Source organism: Paraburkholderia sp. BCC1876, assembly GCF_902833695.1.
Classification (GTDB): Bacteria; Pseudomonadota; Gammaproteobacteria; order Burkholderiales; family Burkholderiaceae; genus Paraburkholderia.
Genome location: NZ_CADFGI010000009.1, coordinates 52,261 through 68,134, shown reverse-complemented (window position 1 = coordinate 68,134; position 15,874 = coordinate 52,261). Strand labels below are relative to the sequence as shown.

The window sequence follows — 15,874 nt, the reverse complement described above, 5'->3', positions numbered from 1 at the left end:
GGCCTGCTCCGCCGGTGTTAAAATCCCTGTCTTTCCGCGCTTCGGCGGCACCTCGCACGCACCGTGCCCTTGCGCCGTCAGCCTCTTCATCGCTCGCTCAACCCCGCTGCTTAACTGCCGCTCAACCGCCGCTTAACTGCCCAACACCATGACGTCCCAACTGCACAAAAAAGGCGAAGCCTGGTCGGCTCGCTTCTCGGAGCCGATGTCGGAACTCGTCAAACGCTATACGTCGTCGGTCTTCTTCGACAAGCGTCTGGCGCTCGTCGATATCGAGGGATCGCTCGCGCACGCCTCGATGCTGGCTGCGCAGAAGATCATCGCCGCCGACGACCTCGCCGCGATCCAACGCGGCATGGCGCAGATCCAGGGTGAAATCGAGCGCGGCGAGTTCGAGTGGCAACTCGACCTGGAAGACGTCCACCTGAATATCGAAGCGCGTCTGACCGCGCTGATCGGCGACGCCGGCAAGCGCCTGCACACCGGCCGCTCGCGTAACGACCAGGTCGCGACCGACATCCGTCTGTGGCTGCGCGGCGAGATCGACCGGATCGGCGGCCTGCTGACGGAACTGCGTGTGGCGCTCGTCGACATGGCGGAGAAGAACGCGTCGACCATCATGCCGGGCTTCACGCACCTGCAGGTCGCGCAGCCGGTCACGTTCGGGCATCACCTGCTCGCCTACGTCGAAATGTTTTCGCGCGACGCCGAGCGCATGATCGATTGCCGCAAGCGCGTGAACCGCCTGCCGCTGGGCGCCGCCGCGTTGGCCGGCACCAGCTATCCGATCGACCGTCACGCGGTGGCGAAAACGCTGGGCTTCGACGGCATCTGCGCGAACTCGCTCGACGCCGTTTCCGACCGCGACTTCGCGATCGAATTCACGGCCGCGTCGGCACTGGTCATGACGCACGTGTCGCGCTTCTCCGAAGAACTGGTGCTGTGGATGAGCCCGCGCGTCGGCTTTATCGATCTGGCCGATCGCTTCTGTACCGGTTCGTCGATCATGCCGCAGAAGAAGAACCCGGACGTGCCCGAACTCGCGCGCGGCAAGACCGGCCGTGTGAACGGCCATCTGATCGCGCTGCTGACGCTGATGAAAGGCCAGCCGCTCGCGTACAACAAAGACAATCAGGAAGACAAGGAACCGCTGTTCGACACCGTCGACACGGTCGCCGACACGCTGCGCATCTTCGCTGAAATGGTCGCGGGTATTTCGGTGAAGCCGGAAGCCATGCGCGCCGCTGCGTTGCAAGGCTTCTCCACCGCGACCGATCTGGCCGACTACCTGGTCAAGCGCGGCCTGCCGTTCCGCGACGCGCACGAAGCGGTCGCGCTGGCGGTGCGTGTCTGTGCGGATCGCGGCTGCGATCTGGCGGATCTGTCGCTCGAGGAAATGCGCGCGGATCTGCCGAACGTCGCGCATCTGATCGGCGACGACGTGTTCTCGTATCTGACGCTGGAAGGGTCGGTGGCGAGCCGCAATCATCCGGGCGGCACGGCGCCGGAACAGGTGCTCGCGGCGGTGAAGGCAGCACGGGCGGCACTGCAGTAAGCGGCGCCCGGTGGGCGATGAGTGCACTTGCCGCGTGCTCGTCGCCGACGCGATAGAAAGCGAATCCTTGAACCGGATTCGTTTTTTTTTCGTCCTGAATGCGGCATATGAATGTGCCGCGCAAAAAAAATAGCCCGCATAAAGCGGGCTAAATGAAAGACTTCCACCGATGCCTCCCGAAAGAGGCCAGCAGAGTGTAGGCGCGTTTCCGCCGCAAACAAATCTGCTCATATTTCAGGCTATTACAAGCTGCGGAGCGGCCCACGTCAGCAGGCCAAACGGGCCGAACTCAGGCAAAAACCGGACGAAAAAAGCTGCGCTCATAACTCAGGATGCAACGCGTTGCCTGCGCGTACGCGAATGCGGCCTGGCATTCGGCATCGTCCGTTGACTGAATACGGTAAGCCTCGTAAGCCGCCAGTGATTCGAATGTAAACATGGCGAGCGCGACGTTGCTCGCGCCTTCGGACGGCAAAAAATAGCCGTGATGCCGGCCGCCGAATTTCTCGACCAGCGGAATCCACAGCTTGCCGTAATGCTCGAATTCTTTCAGCTTGTACGGGTCGATGATATAGCGCAGATAGCAGGTGACCATGGTTGCCGGTTTCCGTGTCGGAATGGGTGAATGGATGAAGGCCGGCACACATGATAGGTCAGTTCGCAGCGCCGGCATTTCGACGGCACGCAGGGACAACGCTCATTGAATCATGGCGGTTTTTGACTACCATCCAATTACACCCTGCCTCAATGCTGCCGCGACTATGCTCATCCGCACACGTCACGTTCGCCGTTTTACCGGAAGGTTTATCGGACGCTTCGGCGCCTCGTCGCGGGCTCTTGTCACGGTGATGGCGTTCGCCATGACCGCCTGCACGTTCACGCCGCCAACCCGCCCGGCCCTCACGATACCGCCCGCCGCCATCAACAGCGCGACGCTCGATCAGTATCGCGACGCCGTCGCGCGACGCATCATCGAACGCAATCCGTCCTATGTGTTGCGCGGCACGCCGCAAGCCATGCTGCGTTCGCTGGTGGTGGTGTCGTTCACGGTGGATCGCAACGGCCGCGTGCTGCAGTCGTCGGTGTATCGCACCAATGGTGACGACGAAGCCGAAAGCACCGCGCTCGCCACCTTGCGACGCGCTTCGCCGCTGCCGCAACCGCCCGGCAAATTGCTCGACGGACGCGGCCAGCTTGAACTGTTCGAAGACTGGCTCTTCAACGACGACGGCAAATTCCAGTTGCGCGAACTGGCCTCGCCGCAAGCGCAAACCATCGACTGACGGCGCGGTCCTGTGCAGAGCGCATGCGTGAGCTCCCTGCACCGCCCTGCCGGGCCGAGCCCGCAGCCGCCCCAAGCTCGCTATAATTTTGCGATTCCCTGCGCCGGACCTATCCGGCATGGCTCACACCGCCCGCTCACCCGCCGGCGCGGCATCGGCCCGATTACCGCGTTGTCGCGCTACCCGCACGCGTCGCGCAAGCCCCTGGTTATTCCCCTGGTATCACCGCATTCCCGCGCGAACACGGCCAGCCGCCGTTGTAAGCTGTTGCTTCGTCGCCCCCGCCGCAGGTGGCCGCACCTCAGCCCACGTCCGACGCCGACGCCGAAGCCAGCCTTAAGCGCACGAACCCAAACAGAGATGCCGCCCACGCGCGCGCCGCCGCTTCAAGACTCACGGCGCTCGCCGGCATCCACGACAAAAGGAGACCTTGCATGTCCACTTCGCCGATTTCCGCGGCCCAGCCCAATGTGGCCGGGCAGAACAGTAGCGCGCGGATCATCTTCGCGAGCTTTATCGGCACCGCGATCGAGTTCTACGATTTCTATGTCTATGCGACCGCCGCCGCGCTCGTGATCGGACCGGTGTTTTTCCCGCACGGCTCGGCGACCGCTCAGGCGTTGTCGGCCTTCGTCACGTTCGGCATCGCGTTCGTCGCGCGGCCAATCGGCTCGTTCCTGTTCGGCCATTTCGGCGACCGGATCGGCCGTAAATCGACGCTGGTGGCTTCGCTGCTCGTGATGGGTGTGTCCACCACGTTGATCGGCTTCGTGCCCGGCTACGACTCGATCGGCAGCCTCGCGCCGATCCTGTTGTGCGTGCTGCGCTTCGGGCAGGGCATCGGTCTGGGCGGCGAATGGGGCGGCGCCGCACTGCTCGCCACCGAAAACGCGCCGGCCGGCAAACGCGGCTGGTTCGGCATGTTCCCGCAGCTCGGGCCGTCGGTCGGTTTTCTGGCGTCCAACGGTCTGTTCTTCGCGCTGGCTCTGTCGTTGAGCGACGAGCAGTTCCGTAGCTGGGGCTGGCGCGTGCCGTTCCTCGTCAGCGCGGTGCTGGTTGCGCTCGGTTTGTACGTGCGTTTGAAAATCGCCGAAACGCCGGCCTTCAAGGCCGCGATCGAACGCAAGGAACGCGTCAAGGTGCCGATCGCGACACTGCTGTCGCAACACTGGCTGCCCACGCTGCTCGGCGCGCTCGCCATGGTGGTCTGCTACACGCTGTTCTACAACGCGACGACGTTTTCGTTGTCGTACGGCGTCTCGGTGCTGCATATTCCGCGACCGACATTCCTCGGCATGCTGTGCATCGCCGTCGTCTTCATGGCGCTCGCTACGCCGCTGTCGGCCTGGGCTGCGGACCGCTACGGGCGCAAGCCGGTGCTGCTCGTCGGCATTGTCGCGGCGATCCTGTCGGGCTTCACGATGGCGCCGCTGCTCGGCAGCGGACAGACGCCGCTGGTGCTGCTGTTCCTCGTGATCGAGCTGTTCCTGATGGGCGTGACCTTCGCGCCGATGGGCGCGCTGCTGCCCGAGCTGTTTCCGACCAACGTGCGCTATACCGGTGCAGGCGTGTCGTATAACCTCGGCGGGATTCTCGGCGCGTCCGTGGCGCCTTACATCGCCTCGGTGCTGGCGGCGCACGGCGGCCTGCCGTGGGTCGGCGCGTATGTGTCGATCGCCGCGGCGGTCAGCATGATCGGCGTGCTGTGCATGCGCGAAACGCGCGACACCCAACTGATGTGACGCGAGCGACGCAAGGCGGGGGACTTCTGAGTAAATTCCCTGCCTTGCGCGTCTTTTTGACTTGCCTATACTCAACTTCAATAACCCTAAGGCAAGCAGGGAGGCTCGGATGAACGTTCATCTCCACAACGCGGATATCGTCATGATCATTGCGCTGGCGCTACTGTGCTCGCTGCTGCTGGCCTTGCGCTTTCGCCCCGCCACCTGGAAAGGCATCGTGATCGAAGCGCTGGCCGCGAACGCGGCCGCCATCACGGCGGTCATCGCGTTCGAAATGCTGCTGGCGTGACGGCTTAGCGATAGTAGCCACCGTGATGGTAGTAGCCGTAGCCGCCGCCGTAGTAGTAGCCGGGGGCCGGTGCGACGATGCAGCCGCCGAGGGCCGTGGCGAGCAGAGTGCCTGCGATCAGGGTCAGGATTAAGCGTTTCATATTGTTCTCCATCGAGTCAGATTCATTCGAGCCGAAACCCCGAATGATTTGATTGGACACGATGGCGCCTCGCGCGGGCGTTGCCATTTGTAAAGGAAGATCACGCGGGCGTTACAGGTTTGGGCCTCGCGTTTTCGCGTTATCCGACGCGGCGCCTTGCGAGACTCACATCAGAGGAAAACACCGCCTATACTGGGTTGACCATCGATATCCGGCGCATGCCTTGCTGGCTGCGGTTACGCGGCGCGGCAACCTGAGCGTGGATGTTGCAGCGACCCATTTACGCGCCGTCGCACACGGTTAGGCGGGCGAATCAAAGCGTCACGACTCGAGCCGTAGACGATTAGGTGCTCAACGAATAGCGACAGTTTTAACAGACGTGTAATGCGCGCGCAGAGCCGCAAACCGACTTCGACGCGCGCTACGTGTTCTTCGCGATGATTCCTCTCCGCCCGTTGTTCCCCGACGCGGGCGTTTTTTGGAGGCGCAACGTGGCAGCGTCCGTTCGCTCGGGCGGACTGTGCGTCGCGCCTCTTTTCTTTTTCAGCAAACGATTGCGCTGCGACGCAAGAAGAAACGCTCAGGCCGCCGAATCGTGATGATGCAGGGCCACGTCGTGCGGCTCGGTGTGGACGTAGTCGATCGCTTCGAGCGCGTCGCTGACGGACGGCATGGCGCCGCCGTCGCCGATCGAGATCGAGCGGAACGGCGCATGGATACCGCAATGCGATGGCGAGGTCGCCACGAAGATCATCACGGTGCGCTTGAGCAACGCGTGCGCCAGATGGACGAAGCCGGTATCGGTGCCCACCACCAGCGCGCAGGCGTCGATCATTTGCGCGATTTCAGTCACGCTCATTTTCGGCAACACGGTCGAGCCCGGCACCTGGGCGGCGATCTGCTCCGCCTCGGCGCGCTCGCCTTCCGAACCCCACGGCAACACCACCTTGAAACCGCGCTGCGCCAATTCGCGGCCAACCGCGGCCCAATGGGTGAGCGGCCATTTCTTGTCGTCTTTCGAGGTGGCGTGAAAGAACGCCGCGACCGGCGCGGCCTCACCGCCGAACGGAGGTTTGGCCGGCTCGGGCAAACGCAGGTTGTAGATGGGCGGGCCTTCCACGACATAACCCAGCGCCTCGCTCGTGCTCACGCGCATGCCGTGCCACGCATCGCACTGCGGACGCGGGCCGAAGCGCCCGGTGTACGCAAACGCGGCGCCACGCTCGCCCAGATCCTGGTTCTGATAGCCGATACGCCGCGACGAACGCGTCAGAAAGGCGATGATCGCGCTCTTGTAGACACCATGAATGTCGACGACATAGTCGTAGCGGTACGCCCGCAACTCGGCGATCGACGCCGCGATCGCCTTGAAATCGGCCCAGCGGCGGGCTTTTTTGAAGCGCCGCAACGGCGCGGACAGCACGCGGTCCACGCTTTCGCTCCAGTGCACCACCTCGGAGAAGGATTCGTCCGATGCCCAGTCCACCTGAACGCCGGGGAACGCGCGCTTGATATCGGCGACCACGGGCAACGCCTGTACGATATCGCCGAGTGAAGTGACCTTAACGATAAGGACTCGCTTCAGCATCATTGAGGACCTATTAGTTGTTCGAACGTCAAACTATTTTAGCCGACGAATGGATTAATCTTGACCGAAGCCGGCAGCACGCAAACATGTCATTAATACAATGCATTACATCGTCAACCTTACAATAGACCGTTTGCGTACGTTTCAAAATACTTTCTCCCGGTTTTGATGCGTCTGCGGCCCCTATAATTCACCTTTTGCGCCAGCACACGGCTCACCTCTCATGTCCCGCGCTTACCCTCTTCTTTCTTCCGGAATCGTGCGTCGCGCGAGACGCCTGTGGCGGCAATACGGCATTTTCTGGCTCGGCGCGATCGCCGTCGGCCTGGTGGCCGTGCTGTATGCCCGATTGATCGATTGGGGCTACGGCGAATTTCGCACGATGCAGCAACAGCACGTGTGGGCGCCGCTGATCGTGACGCCCGCGGTCGCCGCACTGGCGGTCTGGCTCACGCGCAAATTCTTCCGCGGCGCCGAAGGCAGCGGTATTCCGCAAGTCATCGCCACGCTGCATTCGAAACCCAGTGAGTACGGCGCGCGCCTGCTGTCGTTCCGGATTCTGTTCGGCAAGATCGCCGTGTCGTTCCTGGCGATTCTCGGCGGTTTCACGATCGGCCGCGAAGGGCCCACCGTGCAGGTGGGCGCCGCGCTGATGTTCAATCTGCGGCGGCTCTATCCGCGTTCGAACGCGCTGATCGAGCGGCAACTGGTACTGGCCGGCGCGGCGGCGGGTCTGTCGGCGGCGTTCAACACGCCGCTCGCCGGGATCGTCTTCGCGATCGAAGAGCTCACGCGCAGCTTCGAAGCCCGCGCGAGCGGCGTGCTGATTACCGCGATCATCATCGCCGGTGTGATCGCGCTCGGCTTGAACGGCAACTACACCTATTTCGGCACCATCCAGATCGGCGCGCATTTCCCCGATCTGCTGGCGCTCGCCGTGCTGCTTACCGCGATCGTCACCGGCATCGCGGGCGGTGTGTTCGGCTGGCTGCTGCTGAACACCGCGCGCTGGATTCCGGCGCCGCTGCGTCAATTGCATGGCGAGCGGCCGGTCGCGTTCGCCGCGCTGTGCGGTTTTGCGATCGCGGTGGTCGGCCTGATCTCGGGCGGCACGACTTTCGGCAGCGGCTATGCGGAAGCGCGCGGACTGCTGGACGGACATGAGCATCTGTCGGTGTTCTATCCGTTTCTGAAAATGATCTCGATGGTCGGCTCGTATTTGCCGGGCATACCGGGCGGCATCTTCGCGCCGTCGCTCTCGATCGGAGCAGGCTTCGGCAATCTGCTGCACATGGTGTTCGGCTCGATGCAATTGCCCATGCTGATCGCGCTGGCCATGGTCGGCTATCTGGCCGCCGTCACGCAGTCGCCGATCACGTCGTTCGTGATCGTCATGGAAATGATCGACGGTCACGCGCTGGTGATTTCGCTGATGGCGACCGCGTTGATTGCGAGCCGCGTCGCGCGTCTGTTCGCGCCGCCGTTGTACGAGTCGCTGGCGGAGCGCTATATGAAGCCGCTGCCGCAACCGGCACCCGCGCCCGTGCCGGAAGTCCCCGAGGTCGAGGCGCCGGAACCCGTGGTTGTCAATGAAGCCGACGATGCCGACGAAACCAACAATACGGCGGAACATAAAACCCGGGACAGCGTTCAAGACCTCACTGAAAACAACGCCAAGAACGACGCTGAAAACGGCACCGACACACCGCGTCAATAAACCACGACGCCCGGCGCGCGCACCACCAAAGGCCGCGCCGGTACAACGACACAACCGGCCAGCATCACCGCCAGCATGGCGATCAGAAGCAGATTCTTTTTCATCACTCGAGTCCTGAAAGTCTAGGGAAACGAAACGCAGGCGCGCGCATCCGCGCGAGGCGCATGTGCGGCGCCTGCGTGCTCTTTGTGTTCAATCGGGGAGAGGCGGCGCGAGCGACTCGATTAGCTCAATCGGCTTGAGCCGCGCCGCGCCAATCACGCTGAAGGGAGGCGATTAAGCCCAGTGGCCTGCGACCCAGTGGTAATGCGGACCGAACGCGTCCCAGTGGCCCGGCACCCAATGAAAGCCGACGCGTTCGGCTTGCCAGTGACCTGCGGCCCACACATAGCGGCCATGGTCCCAACGCCAGTGACCGTGATCCCACACATAGCCGACGCGCGCAGTCGGCACGACTTCGTAACGCACGGGCGGCGGCGCGTTCGGCGCGATCACCACGACTTCTTCGGCCGAAGCCGATCCCACGGCAGCGACGCCGGCGGCGATCAGAACGGTGTTGGCGAGCAGCACACGCAAGGTCTTGTTCATTTTTTCCCTCTGTAGTTGGACACCGAATACGGCGTTATCCGTTTAATGCGCGAGGGGTCGAACTGGCTGACGGCGGCCGTGTAACGGTCCACACGGAAATGCTACGGATTATTTCGCGGAGTGGAAAAGCAGCGAGAAAAGCACGAGGTGAACGGCGGGAAATGAGAAGCGTGGGATAAAAAGCGGAGAGTGAAAAGCGCGGAGAAAAAACCGCGCGCGGCAGAGCCGGCGTTCGCGCGCCGCGTCACATGATGCTTATGCAACACGGACGCGACGCGTCAACCGAACTGAACCGATGAGAACCGCCCAGCCGCTTACGCCGCCGGCGCTCCGGCTTGCGGTATCTCGATCTTGACCTCGAGCACTTCGAGGTCGTCCTGGCGTTCAAGACTCACGCGAATATCGTCGTCGGAGATCTTGACGTACTTCGAAATCACGGCCACCAGTTCGCGTTGCAACGCAGGCAGGTAATCGGCGGGCGCGTGGCCGCCGGCGCGCTCGTGCGCGATGATCAACTGCAGGCGTTCCTTCGCTACCGACGCGGACTTCTTCTTCTCGCCCAGCAAAAACGAAAGAATCGACATGACGTGCGCTCCCCTTACTTGGTGCCGAAGAGGCGCTGCAGCAGCCCGGGCTTCTGGTAATCGGTAAAGCGAAGCGACTTCTGCTCGCCGAGGAAACGCGACACGACGTCTTTATAGGCTTCGGCCACATCGGTACCGTCGAGGTGCACGGCCGGCAGACCCTGGTTCGATGCGTGCAGCACCGCTTCCGACTCCGGGATCACGCCGATCAGATCGATACGCAGAATTTCCTGGATATCGGTCAGCGACAGCATTTCGCCTTCGCTGACGCGCTTCGGGTTGTAGCGGGTGATCAGCAGGTGTTCCTTGATCGGATCCTTGCCTTCGATCGCGCGCTTGGTCTTCGACGACAGGATGCCGAGAATGCGGTCCGAGTCGCGTACCGACGACACTTCCGGGTTCGTCACGATCAGCGCTTCGTCGGCGAAGTGCATGGCGAGCAGCGCGCCCGATTCGATACCGGCCGGCGAATCGCAGACGATGTATTCGAAGTCCATCGCGATCAGGTCGTTGATGATCTTCTCGACGCCTTCCAGCGTCAGCGCGTCTTTATCACGCGTCTGCGAGGCCGGCAGGATGAACAGGTTCTCGCACTTCTTGTCCTTGATCAGCGCCTGGTTCAGGTTGGCTTCGCCCTGGATCACGTTGATCAGGTCGTACACCACACGGCGCTCACAGCCCATGATGAGGTCGAGGTTGCGCAGGCCGACGTCGAAGTCGATCACGGCGGTTTTGCTGCCCCGCAGTGCGAGGGCCGATGCAAAACTCGCGCTCGTGGTCGTCTTGCCCACGCCACCCTTGCCCGAAGTCACCACAATGATTTTTGCCATTACCCTTACCTTGTGTTCGTCAAATTCGTCAATTATGTGCGGCCCTCTTTGCCCTACCGTGCCGTGCTGCGCCGCGTGCCGTTGATTCGCTCAGGGCAACGCGCGCGTCGCGCCGGTTACGTGAGCCGCAGCGGTTCGATCATCAATTTCTCTTCGTCGAGCCAGATCTGCACCGGCTTGCCGTGCACGTCGGCCGGCAGCGGGTTCTCGGTCGTTCGATAGATACCTGCGATCGAGATGAGTTCCGGCTCGAGACACGTGCAGAAAATGCGCGCGTCGTGATTGCCCTGCACGCCGGCCAAAGCCCGGCCACGCAACGGCGCGTAAATATGGATATTGCCTTCCGCGATCACTTCCGCGCCGTAGCTCACGAGGCCGAGCACGACCAGATCGCCCTTCGCGTAGATCCGCTGGCCGGAGCGCAAGGGCTTGTCGACCACCGTGGTTTGCGACGACGTGGCAAGACGCACCGGCTCGGCGGCGGGCACGGGTTCGACCGTGGCGGCGCTGGCGGGCGTACCGTCGGGCGGCAGCAGACTTGCCTGAGCGTTGCCGTTGCCGGCGGTCGACGCAGCGGTGGCCGGGGTAACTGGGGCCGCCGCTGCGGCGTTCGCGGCCTCTTCCTCGGCGGATTTAGCGGTGCTGCCACGGCGGTCGCGCGCTTCCAGCAGCGGCAGCGCGGACTCGGCGGCCCACGTCTGATGCGGATTGGCGACCACGCCGACCGGCCGCATCCGCACGCTGTCGAGCAACTGCGCGATGTCGGCGAGCGGCACACGTTCCGTGTCGGCGAGGCGGCGCACGTCGATCGCGACGACGTCGTTGGCAAAGAATTCGGGGGTCGCCTCGAAGCGCCGGGTCAGCTCGGCACGCATCGCGTCGAGGTCGGTTGTCTTGACCACGAACAGGAGCGTATCGACCGAGCCGCTGCGGAGTTCGAAAAAGGGTGATTTCTTGGGCGACATAGCGTTCGGCAAAAAATTTTGCGTATTTTACAGGCGTCCACGCGCGCGGCCAGTTTTTTTGCCGTGGCAACGGGGAGCCACCGATGACGGTGCCGAAGACACCGCCACGAACGCTGCACAGACGCGGAGGGGAATCGAGCGGCAGGCTGCTGCGCCGCTCGCGAGATCACTGCTGAAATACCTGGGACGTGGTCGGCACGTGCCGCACCAGCAGACTTTCGGCTTGTTCCGGCGCGCGCTGAACGCGCCGGTGTTCGCCGGTCGGACCAAAGCCGAGCGCTTCGTAAAAGCGCATGGCGTTGCGGTTGGCGTCGGCGACCCACGCATAGATTTCCGTGGCGCTTTCGCTCGCGAGCCAACTGCCGGCCGTGTCGACCAGCAATTCGCCGCCACGCAGATGACGCACGGCCGGCGCCACCCACAGTTCGCAGACGAACGCGCGGCGTGCCGCGCTGTCGTCGAAATGCGCTTCGATCAGCCCGGCGGGATGGCCCTCGGTGTAGAGAATAAAAGTGGCGACGGCAAACGACACCGCGCGCTCGGCGGCGGTGGCGTCGAAACTGGCGACATCGGCCGACAACGCGTCCTCTAGCGTAGCGCCGAAGGCATACGGCGCCTCCCGCAGCGACGCGGTACGGAGTTCGCGAAAAACGGCGCCCTGATCAGCGGCGATACGGCGAACGGTCAATGACGGACTCATGCAGACGAAAACCCCTTGAAACCCTAAGGCGTAGCTTTAACCGAACCGGCGTGCGAGTCAAATCATTATTGACCGGATTTGACCGGCACGCGAGGTTTGATACGAGACGTGCGCACATCGAGCAGGCAATTCACGCGCCCGGCATGCAGAGCGCGTGTGATCGATGCAGCGCGCAACCCACGTTCAGGTTGCGCTCAAGGCGCTTCGTAACTGCCGGTGCCATCCGGCCAGGGGGTGAGGAGCTCGTAGCCGTCGTCGGTGACGGCGATCATGTGCTCCCACTGTGCGGACAGCGAGCGGTCTTTGGTGACCACGGTCCAGCCGTCGCGCAGCACCGTGGTGCCGGCGCGGCCCGCGTTGATCATGGGTTCGATCGTGAAGACCATGCCGGGCTTCAGGCGTACGCCCTGCCCCGGCTGGCCGTAGTGCAGCACCTGCGGGTCTTCGTGATACACCTTGCCGATGCCATGCCCGCAATAGTCGCGCACGATCGAGAAGCCGTCGCGTTGCGCCACTTTCTGGATCGCATGGCCGACGTCGCCGAGCGTGGCGCCCGGCTTCACTTCGCGGATGCCGGCAAGCATCGCTTCATAGGTCGTGTCGATCAACTGGCGGCCTACCGTGCTCGGCTGACCGACGCAATACATGCGGCTGGTGTCGCCGAAATAACCGTCTTTGATGATCGCGACGTCGATGTTGACGATGTCGCCGTCTTTCAGCACTTCAGTGCGATTCGGGATGCCGTGGCACACCACCTGGTTGACCGAGGTGCACACGGTCTTCGGAAAACCCAGATAGCCGACATTCGCCGGAATCGACTTTTGCGTATTGACAATGTAGTCGTTGCACAGCGCGTCGAGCTCCTCAGTGGAGACGCCGGCCTTGACGTGCTCGCCGATCATCGCCAGCACGTCGGCCGCGAGGCGACCCGAAATGCGTAACCTGGCAATGTCGTCGGGAGTCTTGTAGGTAATGGCCATGAATTCAGTCGATGGGGTTCGATGGTTCAAAGGACGCTGCGTAATCACATGCCCGCGCGTCCCGCTCTGCATGACCGGCGTGGCCGCCCTGCCGCCTGAAACGGCATGGCGAACCGGCCTACGCCGGCGATCGATCGGCCAATTGTACAGAGGATCGCGCGCCAGCCTCCGCGAACCGGGTCGAACTTGCCAGTCGGACGCTTTCGCGCCGGGCGCCACGCGCCGCAAAAAATCCATCGACCGGTACGCGGCGCGCGATGCTGCAAACGCACAAGGAAATCTTTTGTGAGGTTTGCATCTACTCGCAGTTTCGTTCCGTAAAGGCGGGTGAGGACTCGCTTCTTCTGCCTGCATCGATTAGTTCTTCTCAGAAGAACCGAGGCCTCTTTGCGTCCGCGTTTTTGCGTTTTGCAACGCGTGAACAGCAGTCGAGCGCGTGGTTGCATCGCCAGTCCGCGGCATAGGCAGCGAACCAATTGAGGAGCACAGCCATGTCGGAGTCCAGCAGCAAATCAGCAGAGCTTATCGATGCACTCGATCGCCGGGTCGAACGGCGTTTGCAACGCAGACAGTTTTTCCGCAACGCCGGCGGCCTGGGTCTGGGCCTGGTCGGCGGCACGCTGATCAGCGCGTGCGGCGGCGGTTCGGGTTCGAGCGTGTCGGCTCAGACCGCGCCGACCGACCCGGAGATTCTGAACTTCGCGCTGAATCTGGAGTACCTCGAATCGCAGTTCTATACGTACGCGACGACAGGCGCCGGCTTGGCGGCCAGCATGACGGCCGGCGTCGGCACGATGGGCACCGTGATCCCTGGCCAGCAGGTGCCGTTCCAGGATCCCGTGGTGCAGGCGTATGCCAACGAGATCGCCAACGACGAACGCGAGCACGTCGCGTTCCTGCGCAGCGCGCTGGGTTCGGCGGCGGTGGCGATGCCGTCGATCGATATCGGCGGCACCGATCCGAACGGCGCGTTCTCGAACGCGGCGCGCGCGGCGGGCCTGGTCGGCGCGGGTGTCGCGTTCAACCCGTATGCGAGCGACAACAACTTCCTGCTCGGCGCGTTCATCTTCGAAGATGTGGGTGTGACGGCTTATAAAGGCGCCGCGCCGCTGATCACCAACAAGACCTTCCTGTCCGCCGCAGCCGGCATTCTGGCGGCCGAGGCGTATCACGCGAGTCTGGTACGCACGGTGCTGTATTCGAAAGGGATCGACATGACGAGCCTCGTCACGGCCGCCAACGCGATCTCCGCCGCCCGCGCCAGCCTCGACGGCGTCGGCAACGACGATCAGGGGATCACCGGCGCCACTGCCGGCACCTCCAACATCGTGCCGCTCGACAGCAACGGGCTCGCGTTCAGCCGCAATTACAGCAACGTGCTCAACATCGTCTATCTGACGAGTTCGGTCGCGACCAAGGGCGGCTTCTTCCCGAACGGCGTGAACGGCGTGCTCAACATGAGCGCCTGACGCAAGCCGTTTGCTGCACCGGCAACGGGTCGCCGCGATGACGATCGCGCTCACCCGTTGGCCGGCCTTTCTCCGTATTGCCTTGAACGCTTGACGACGGACAGGAGCAGTCATGAACGAAGCGACAGGTCAGCCCGCCGTGCCGCAAACCCTCACCGAGCAAGCGTGTTTCGACATTCGCGAAACGCTCGCGGGACGGCGACGCGGCCTGCGCGCGATGCTGCCGTTCGCCGGACCGGCGGTGGTGGCCTCGATCGCCTACATGGACCCGGGCAACTTCGCGACCAATATTCAGGCGGGCGCCGGTTACGGCTATACGCTGCTGTGGGTCGTGGCGGTGGCGAACATCGTCGCGATGCTGTTCCAGTCGTTGTCCGCCAAACTCGGGCTCGTCACCGGCAACAATCTCGCCGAGTTATGCCGCGCTGCGTTACCGCGCCGCTACGTGCTCGCGATGTGGGGCATCAGCGAAATCGCGGCGATGGCGACCGATCTCGCCGAATTCGTCGGTGGCGCGATCGGCGTGTCGTTGCTCACGCATCTGCCGATGATCCCCAGCATGCTGATCACCGCCGCCGTCACCTATGCGCTACTGCAGTTCGAAAAGCGCGGCTTTCGTCCGCTCGAACTCGCAATCGCGGCGCTCGTCGGCGTGATCGGACTGTCGTATCTCGCTGAATTGCTGATCGCGCCGGTGCATTGGCCGTCGGTCGTCAAGCATACGTTCACGCCGGCCATGCCCGATAGCAATGCGTTGACGATCTCGGTCGGCATCATCGGCGCAACCGTCATGCCGCACGTGCTGTTCCTGCATTCGGGACTCACGCAGAATCGCGTGACGCCGCGCAATGAAAACGAGCGCGGCAAATTGCTGCGGTTTTCGAATATCGAAGTGGTGGTTGCGCTCGGCGTCGCGGGGCTCATCAACATGGCGATGGTGATCATGGCGTCGAGCGCTTTTCATGCGGGTCACGCGGATATCGCCAGCATCGAAACCGCGTGGCGCACGCTTACGCCGCTGCTCGGCGGCGCCGCGGCGGGATTGTTTCTTGCGGCGTTGATCGCGTCGGGCGTGTCGAGTTCGGTGGTCGGCACAATGGCCGGGCAGATGATCATGCAGGGGTTTGTGGGCTTTCACATTCCCGTGTGGGCGCGGCGTTTGATCACCATGGCGCCGGCGTTCGCCGTCGTCGCGTGGGGCGTCGACGCGACGCGTGCGCTGGTATTGAGCCAGGTCGTGCTCAGTATTGCGCTGCCGGTGCCGATGATCGCGCTGGTGTGGTTCACGTCGCGCGGCGACTTGATGGGCCGCTACCGCAACCGTCGCTCGACGACGATCGCCGCCGTGGTCGGCACGATCGCGGTGCTGGCGCTGAATCTGGTGCTGCTGCTGCAGGTGGCGGGAATTTCGCCGTGGTGAGGGGCTGAGAGCGTCTTAGGCG

16 protein-coding genes are annotated in these 15,874 nt (G+C 63.2%); 7 read left to right on the top strand and 9 right to left on the bottom strand.

What is annotated here, in order from left to right:
- Positions 1-148 precede the first annotated feature (148 nt).
- A complete protein-coding gene (gene argH, locus HWY05_RS27875; RefSeq protein ID WP_176060387.1) occupies positions 149-1,555 on the top strand; it encodes an argininosuccinate lyase in 1,407 nt (468 codons plus the stop codon).
- A 289-nt stretch (positions 1,556-1,844) separates the two neighbouring features.
- Here the strand turns inward: argH and HWY05_RS27870 are convergent, their stop codons facing one another.
- Positions 1,845-2,150, bottom strand: a complete 306-nt coding sequence (locus HWY05_RS27870) for an NIPSNAP family protein (RefSeq protein WP_176060386.1) — start codon at positions 2,148-2,150, stop codon at positions 1,845-1,847.
- A gap of 253 nt (positions 2,151-2,403) precedes the next feature.
- Here HWY05_RS27870 and HWY05_RS27865 point away from each other — a divergent pair, with 253 nt between their 5' ends.
- The 3 genes from HWY05_RS27865 (at position 2,404) to HWY05_RS27855 (ending at position 4,869) form a co-directional block, all read left to right on the top strand.
- The gene (locus HWY05_RS27865; RefSeq protein ID WP_231585121.1) at positions 2,404-2,838 is read left to right on the top strand and encodes an energy transducer TonB; all 435 of its coding nucleotides are present in this window, start codon (positions 2,404-2,406) and stop codon (positions 2,836-2,838) included.
- A gap of 434 nt (positions 2,839-3,272) precedes the next feature.
- The gene (locus tag HWY05_RS27860; RefSeq protein ID WP_176060385.1) at positions 3,273-4,580 is read left to right on the top strand and encodes an MFS transporter; all 1,308 of its coding nucleotides are present in this window, start codon (positions 3,273-3,275) and stop codon (positions 4,578-4,580) included.
- Positions 4,581-4,689: 109 nt separating this feature from the next.
- A complete protein-coding gene (locus HWY05_RS27855) occupies positions 4,690-4,869 on the top strand; it encodes a hypothetical protein (RefSeq protein WP_035552327.1) in 180 nt (59 codons plus the stop codon).
- 4 nt (positions 4,870-4,873) lie between these two features.
- On the opposite strand, the gene HWY05_RS27850 is transcribed toward HWY05_RS27855, so the two are convergent.
- Positions 4,874-5,071, bottom strand: coding sequence for a hypothetical protein (locus HWY05_RS27850; protein WP_176060359.1), 198 nt, complete (start codon positions 5,069-5,071; stop codon positions 4,874-4,876).
- Positions 5,072-5,591: 520 nt separating this feature from the next.
- On the bottom strand, positions 5,592-6,596 hold the full coding sequence (gene waaC / locus HWY05_RS27845; RefSeq protein WP_176060476.1) for a lipopolysaccharide heptosyltransferase I: 1,005 nt from the start codon (positions 6,594-6,596) through the stop codon (positions 5,592-5,594).
- Positions 6,597-6,822: 226 nt separating this feature from the next.
- Between waaC and HWY05_RS27840 the strand changes: the two genes are divergently transcribed.
- Complete coding sequence (locus HWY05_RS27840) at positions 6,823-8,316, top strand: chloride channel protein (RefSeq protein ID WP_244146720.1); 1,494 nt, start codon at positions 6,823-6,825, stop codon at positions 8,314-8,316.
- A 276-nt stretch (positions 8,317-8,592) separates the two neighbouring features.
- Here HWY05_RS27840 and HWY05_RS27835 read toward each other — a convergent pair whose 3' ends face one another.
- The 6 genes from HWY05_RS27835 to map form a co-directional block, all read right to left on the bottom strand.
- Positions 8,593-8,904, bottom strand: a complete 312-nt coding sequence (locus HWY05_RS27835; RefSeq protein WP_035552335.1) for a YXWGXW repeat-containing protein — start codon at positions 8,902-8,904, stop codon at positions 8,593-8,595.
- Between the two features lie 314 nt (positions 8,905-9,218).
- Positions 9,219-9,488, bottom strand: coding sequence for a cell division topological specificity factor MinE (gene minE, locus HWY05_RS27830; protein WP_035552338.1), 270 nt, complete (start codon positions 9,486-9,488; stop codon positions 9,219-9,221).
- Positions 9,489-9,502: 14 nt separating this feature from the next.
- On the bottom strand, positions 9,503-10,318 hold the full coding sequence (gene minD / locus HWY05_RS27825; RefSeq protein WP_035552341.1) for a septum site-determining protein MinD: 816 nt from the start codon (positions 10,316-10,318) through the stop codon (positions 9,503-9,505).
- A 116-nt stretch (positions 10,319-10,434) separates the two neighbouring features.
- A complete protein-coding gene (gene minC, locus HWY05_RS27820) occupies positions 10,435-11,283 on the bottom strand; it encodes a septum site-determining protein MinC (RefSeq protein ID WP_035552343.1) in 849 nt (282 codons plus the stop codon).
- A gap of 166 nt (positions 11,284-11,449) precedes the next feature.
- Positions 11,450-11,983 carry a GNAT family N-acetyltransferase gene (locus tag HWY05_RS27815; RefSeq protein WP_035552346.1) on the bottom strand — a complete coding sequence of 178 codons (534 nt, stop codon included), beginning with the start codon at positions 11,981-11,983 and terminating at the stop codon, positions 11,450-11,452.
- A gap of 194 nt (positions 11,984-12,177) precedes the next feature.
- Complete coding sequence (gene map / locus HWY05_RS27810; RefSeq protein ID WP_176060384.1) at positions 12,178-12,963, bottom strand: type I methionyl aminopeptidase; 786 nt, start codon at positions 12,961-12,963, stop codon at positions 12,178-12,180.
- Between the two features lie 491 nt (positions 12,964-13,454).
- On the opposite strand from map, the gene HWY05_RS27805 reads away from it, so the two are divergent.
- Both HWY05_RS27805 and HWY05_RS27800 read left to right on the top strand, forming a co-directional pair.
- Positions 13,455-14,432: a ferritin-like domain-containing protein gene (locus tag HWY05_RS27805; protein ID WP_035552352.1), complete on the top strand. Its 978-nt coding sequence runs from the start codon at positions 13,455-13,457 to the stop codon at positions 14,430-14,432.
- Positions 14,433-14,544: 112 nt separating this feature from the next.
- A complete protein-coding gene (locus tag HWY05_RS27800) occupies positions 14,545-15,852 on the top strand; it encodes an Nramp family divalent metal transporter (protein WP_176060383.1) in 1,308 nt (435 codons plus the stop codon).
- Positions 15,853-15,874: the final 22 nt, after the last annotated feature.

Bases quoted from the DNA above. Each gene is read 5' to 3' on its own strand.
- argH (WP_176060387.1), top strand. From the start codon at position 149: ATGACGTCCCAACTGCACAAAAAAGGCGAAGCCTGGTCGGCTCGCTTC.
- HWY05_RS27870 (WP_176060386.1), bottom strand. From the start codon at position 2,150: ATGGTCACCTGCTATCTGCGCTATATCATCGACCCGTACAAGCTGAAA.
- HWY05_RS27865 (WP_231585121.1), top strand. From the start codon at position 2,404: ATGGCGTTCGCCATGACCGCCTGCACGTTCACGCCGCCAACCCGCCCG.
- HWY05_RS27860 (WP_176060385.1), top strand. From the start codon at position 3,273: ATGTCCACTTCGCCGATTTCCGCGGCCCAGCCCAATGTGGCCGGGCAG.
- HWY05_RS27855 (WP_035552327.1), top strand. From the start codon at position 4,690: ATGAACGTTCATCTCCACAACGCGGATATCGTCATGATCATTGCGCTG.
- HWY05_RS27840 (WP_244146720.1), top strand. From the start codon at position 6,823: ATGTCCCGCGCTTACCCTCTTCTTTCTTCCGGAATCGTGCGTCGCGCG.
- HWY05_RS27835 (WP_035552335.1), bottom strand. From the start codon at position 8,904: ATGAACAAGACCTTGCGTGTGCTGCTCGCCAACACCGTTCTGATCGCC.
- minE (WP_035552338.1), bottom strand. From the start codon at position 9,488: ATGTCGATTCTTTCGTTTTTGCTGGGCGAGAAGAAGAAGTCCGCGTCG.
- minD (WP_035552341.1), bottom strand. From the start codon at position 10,318: ATGGCAAAAATCATTGTGGTGACTTCGGGCAAGGGTGGCGTGGGCAAG.
- minC (WP_035552343.1), bottom strand. From the start codon at position 11,283: ATGTCGCCCAAGAAATCACCCTTTTTCGAACTCCGCAGCGGCTCGGTC.
- HWY05_RS27815 (WP_035552346.1), bottom strand. From the start codon at position 11,983: ATGAGTCCGTCATTGACCGTTCGCCGTATCGCCGCTGATCAGGGCGCC.
- map (WP_176060384.1), bottom strand. From the start codon at position 12,963: ATGGCCATTACCTACAAGACTCCCGACGACATTGCCAGGTTACGCATT.
- HWY05_RS27805 (WP_035552352.1), top strand. From the start codon at position 13,455: ATGTCGGAGTCCAGCAGCAAATCAGCAGAGCTTATCGATGCACTCGAT.
- HWY05_RS27800 (WP_176060383.1), top strand. From the start codon at position 14,545: ATGAACGAAGCGACAGGTCAGCCCGCCGTGCCGCAAACCCTCACCGAG.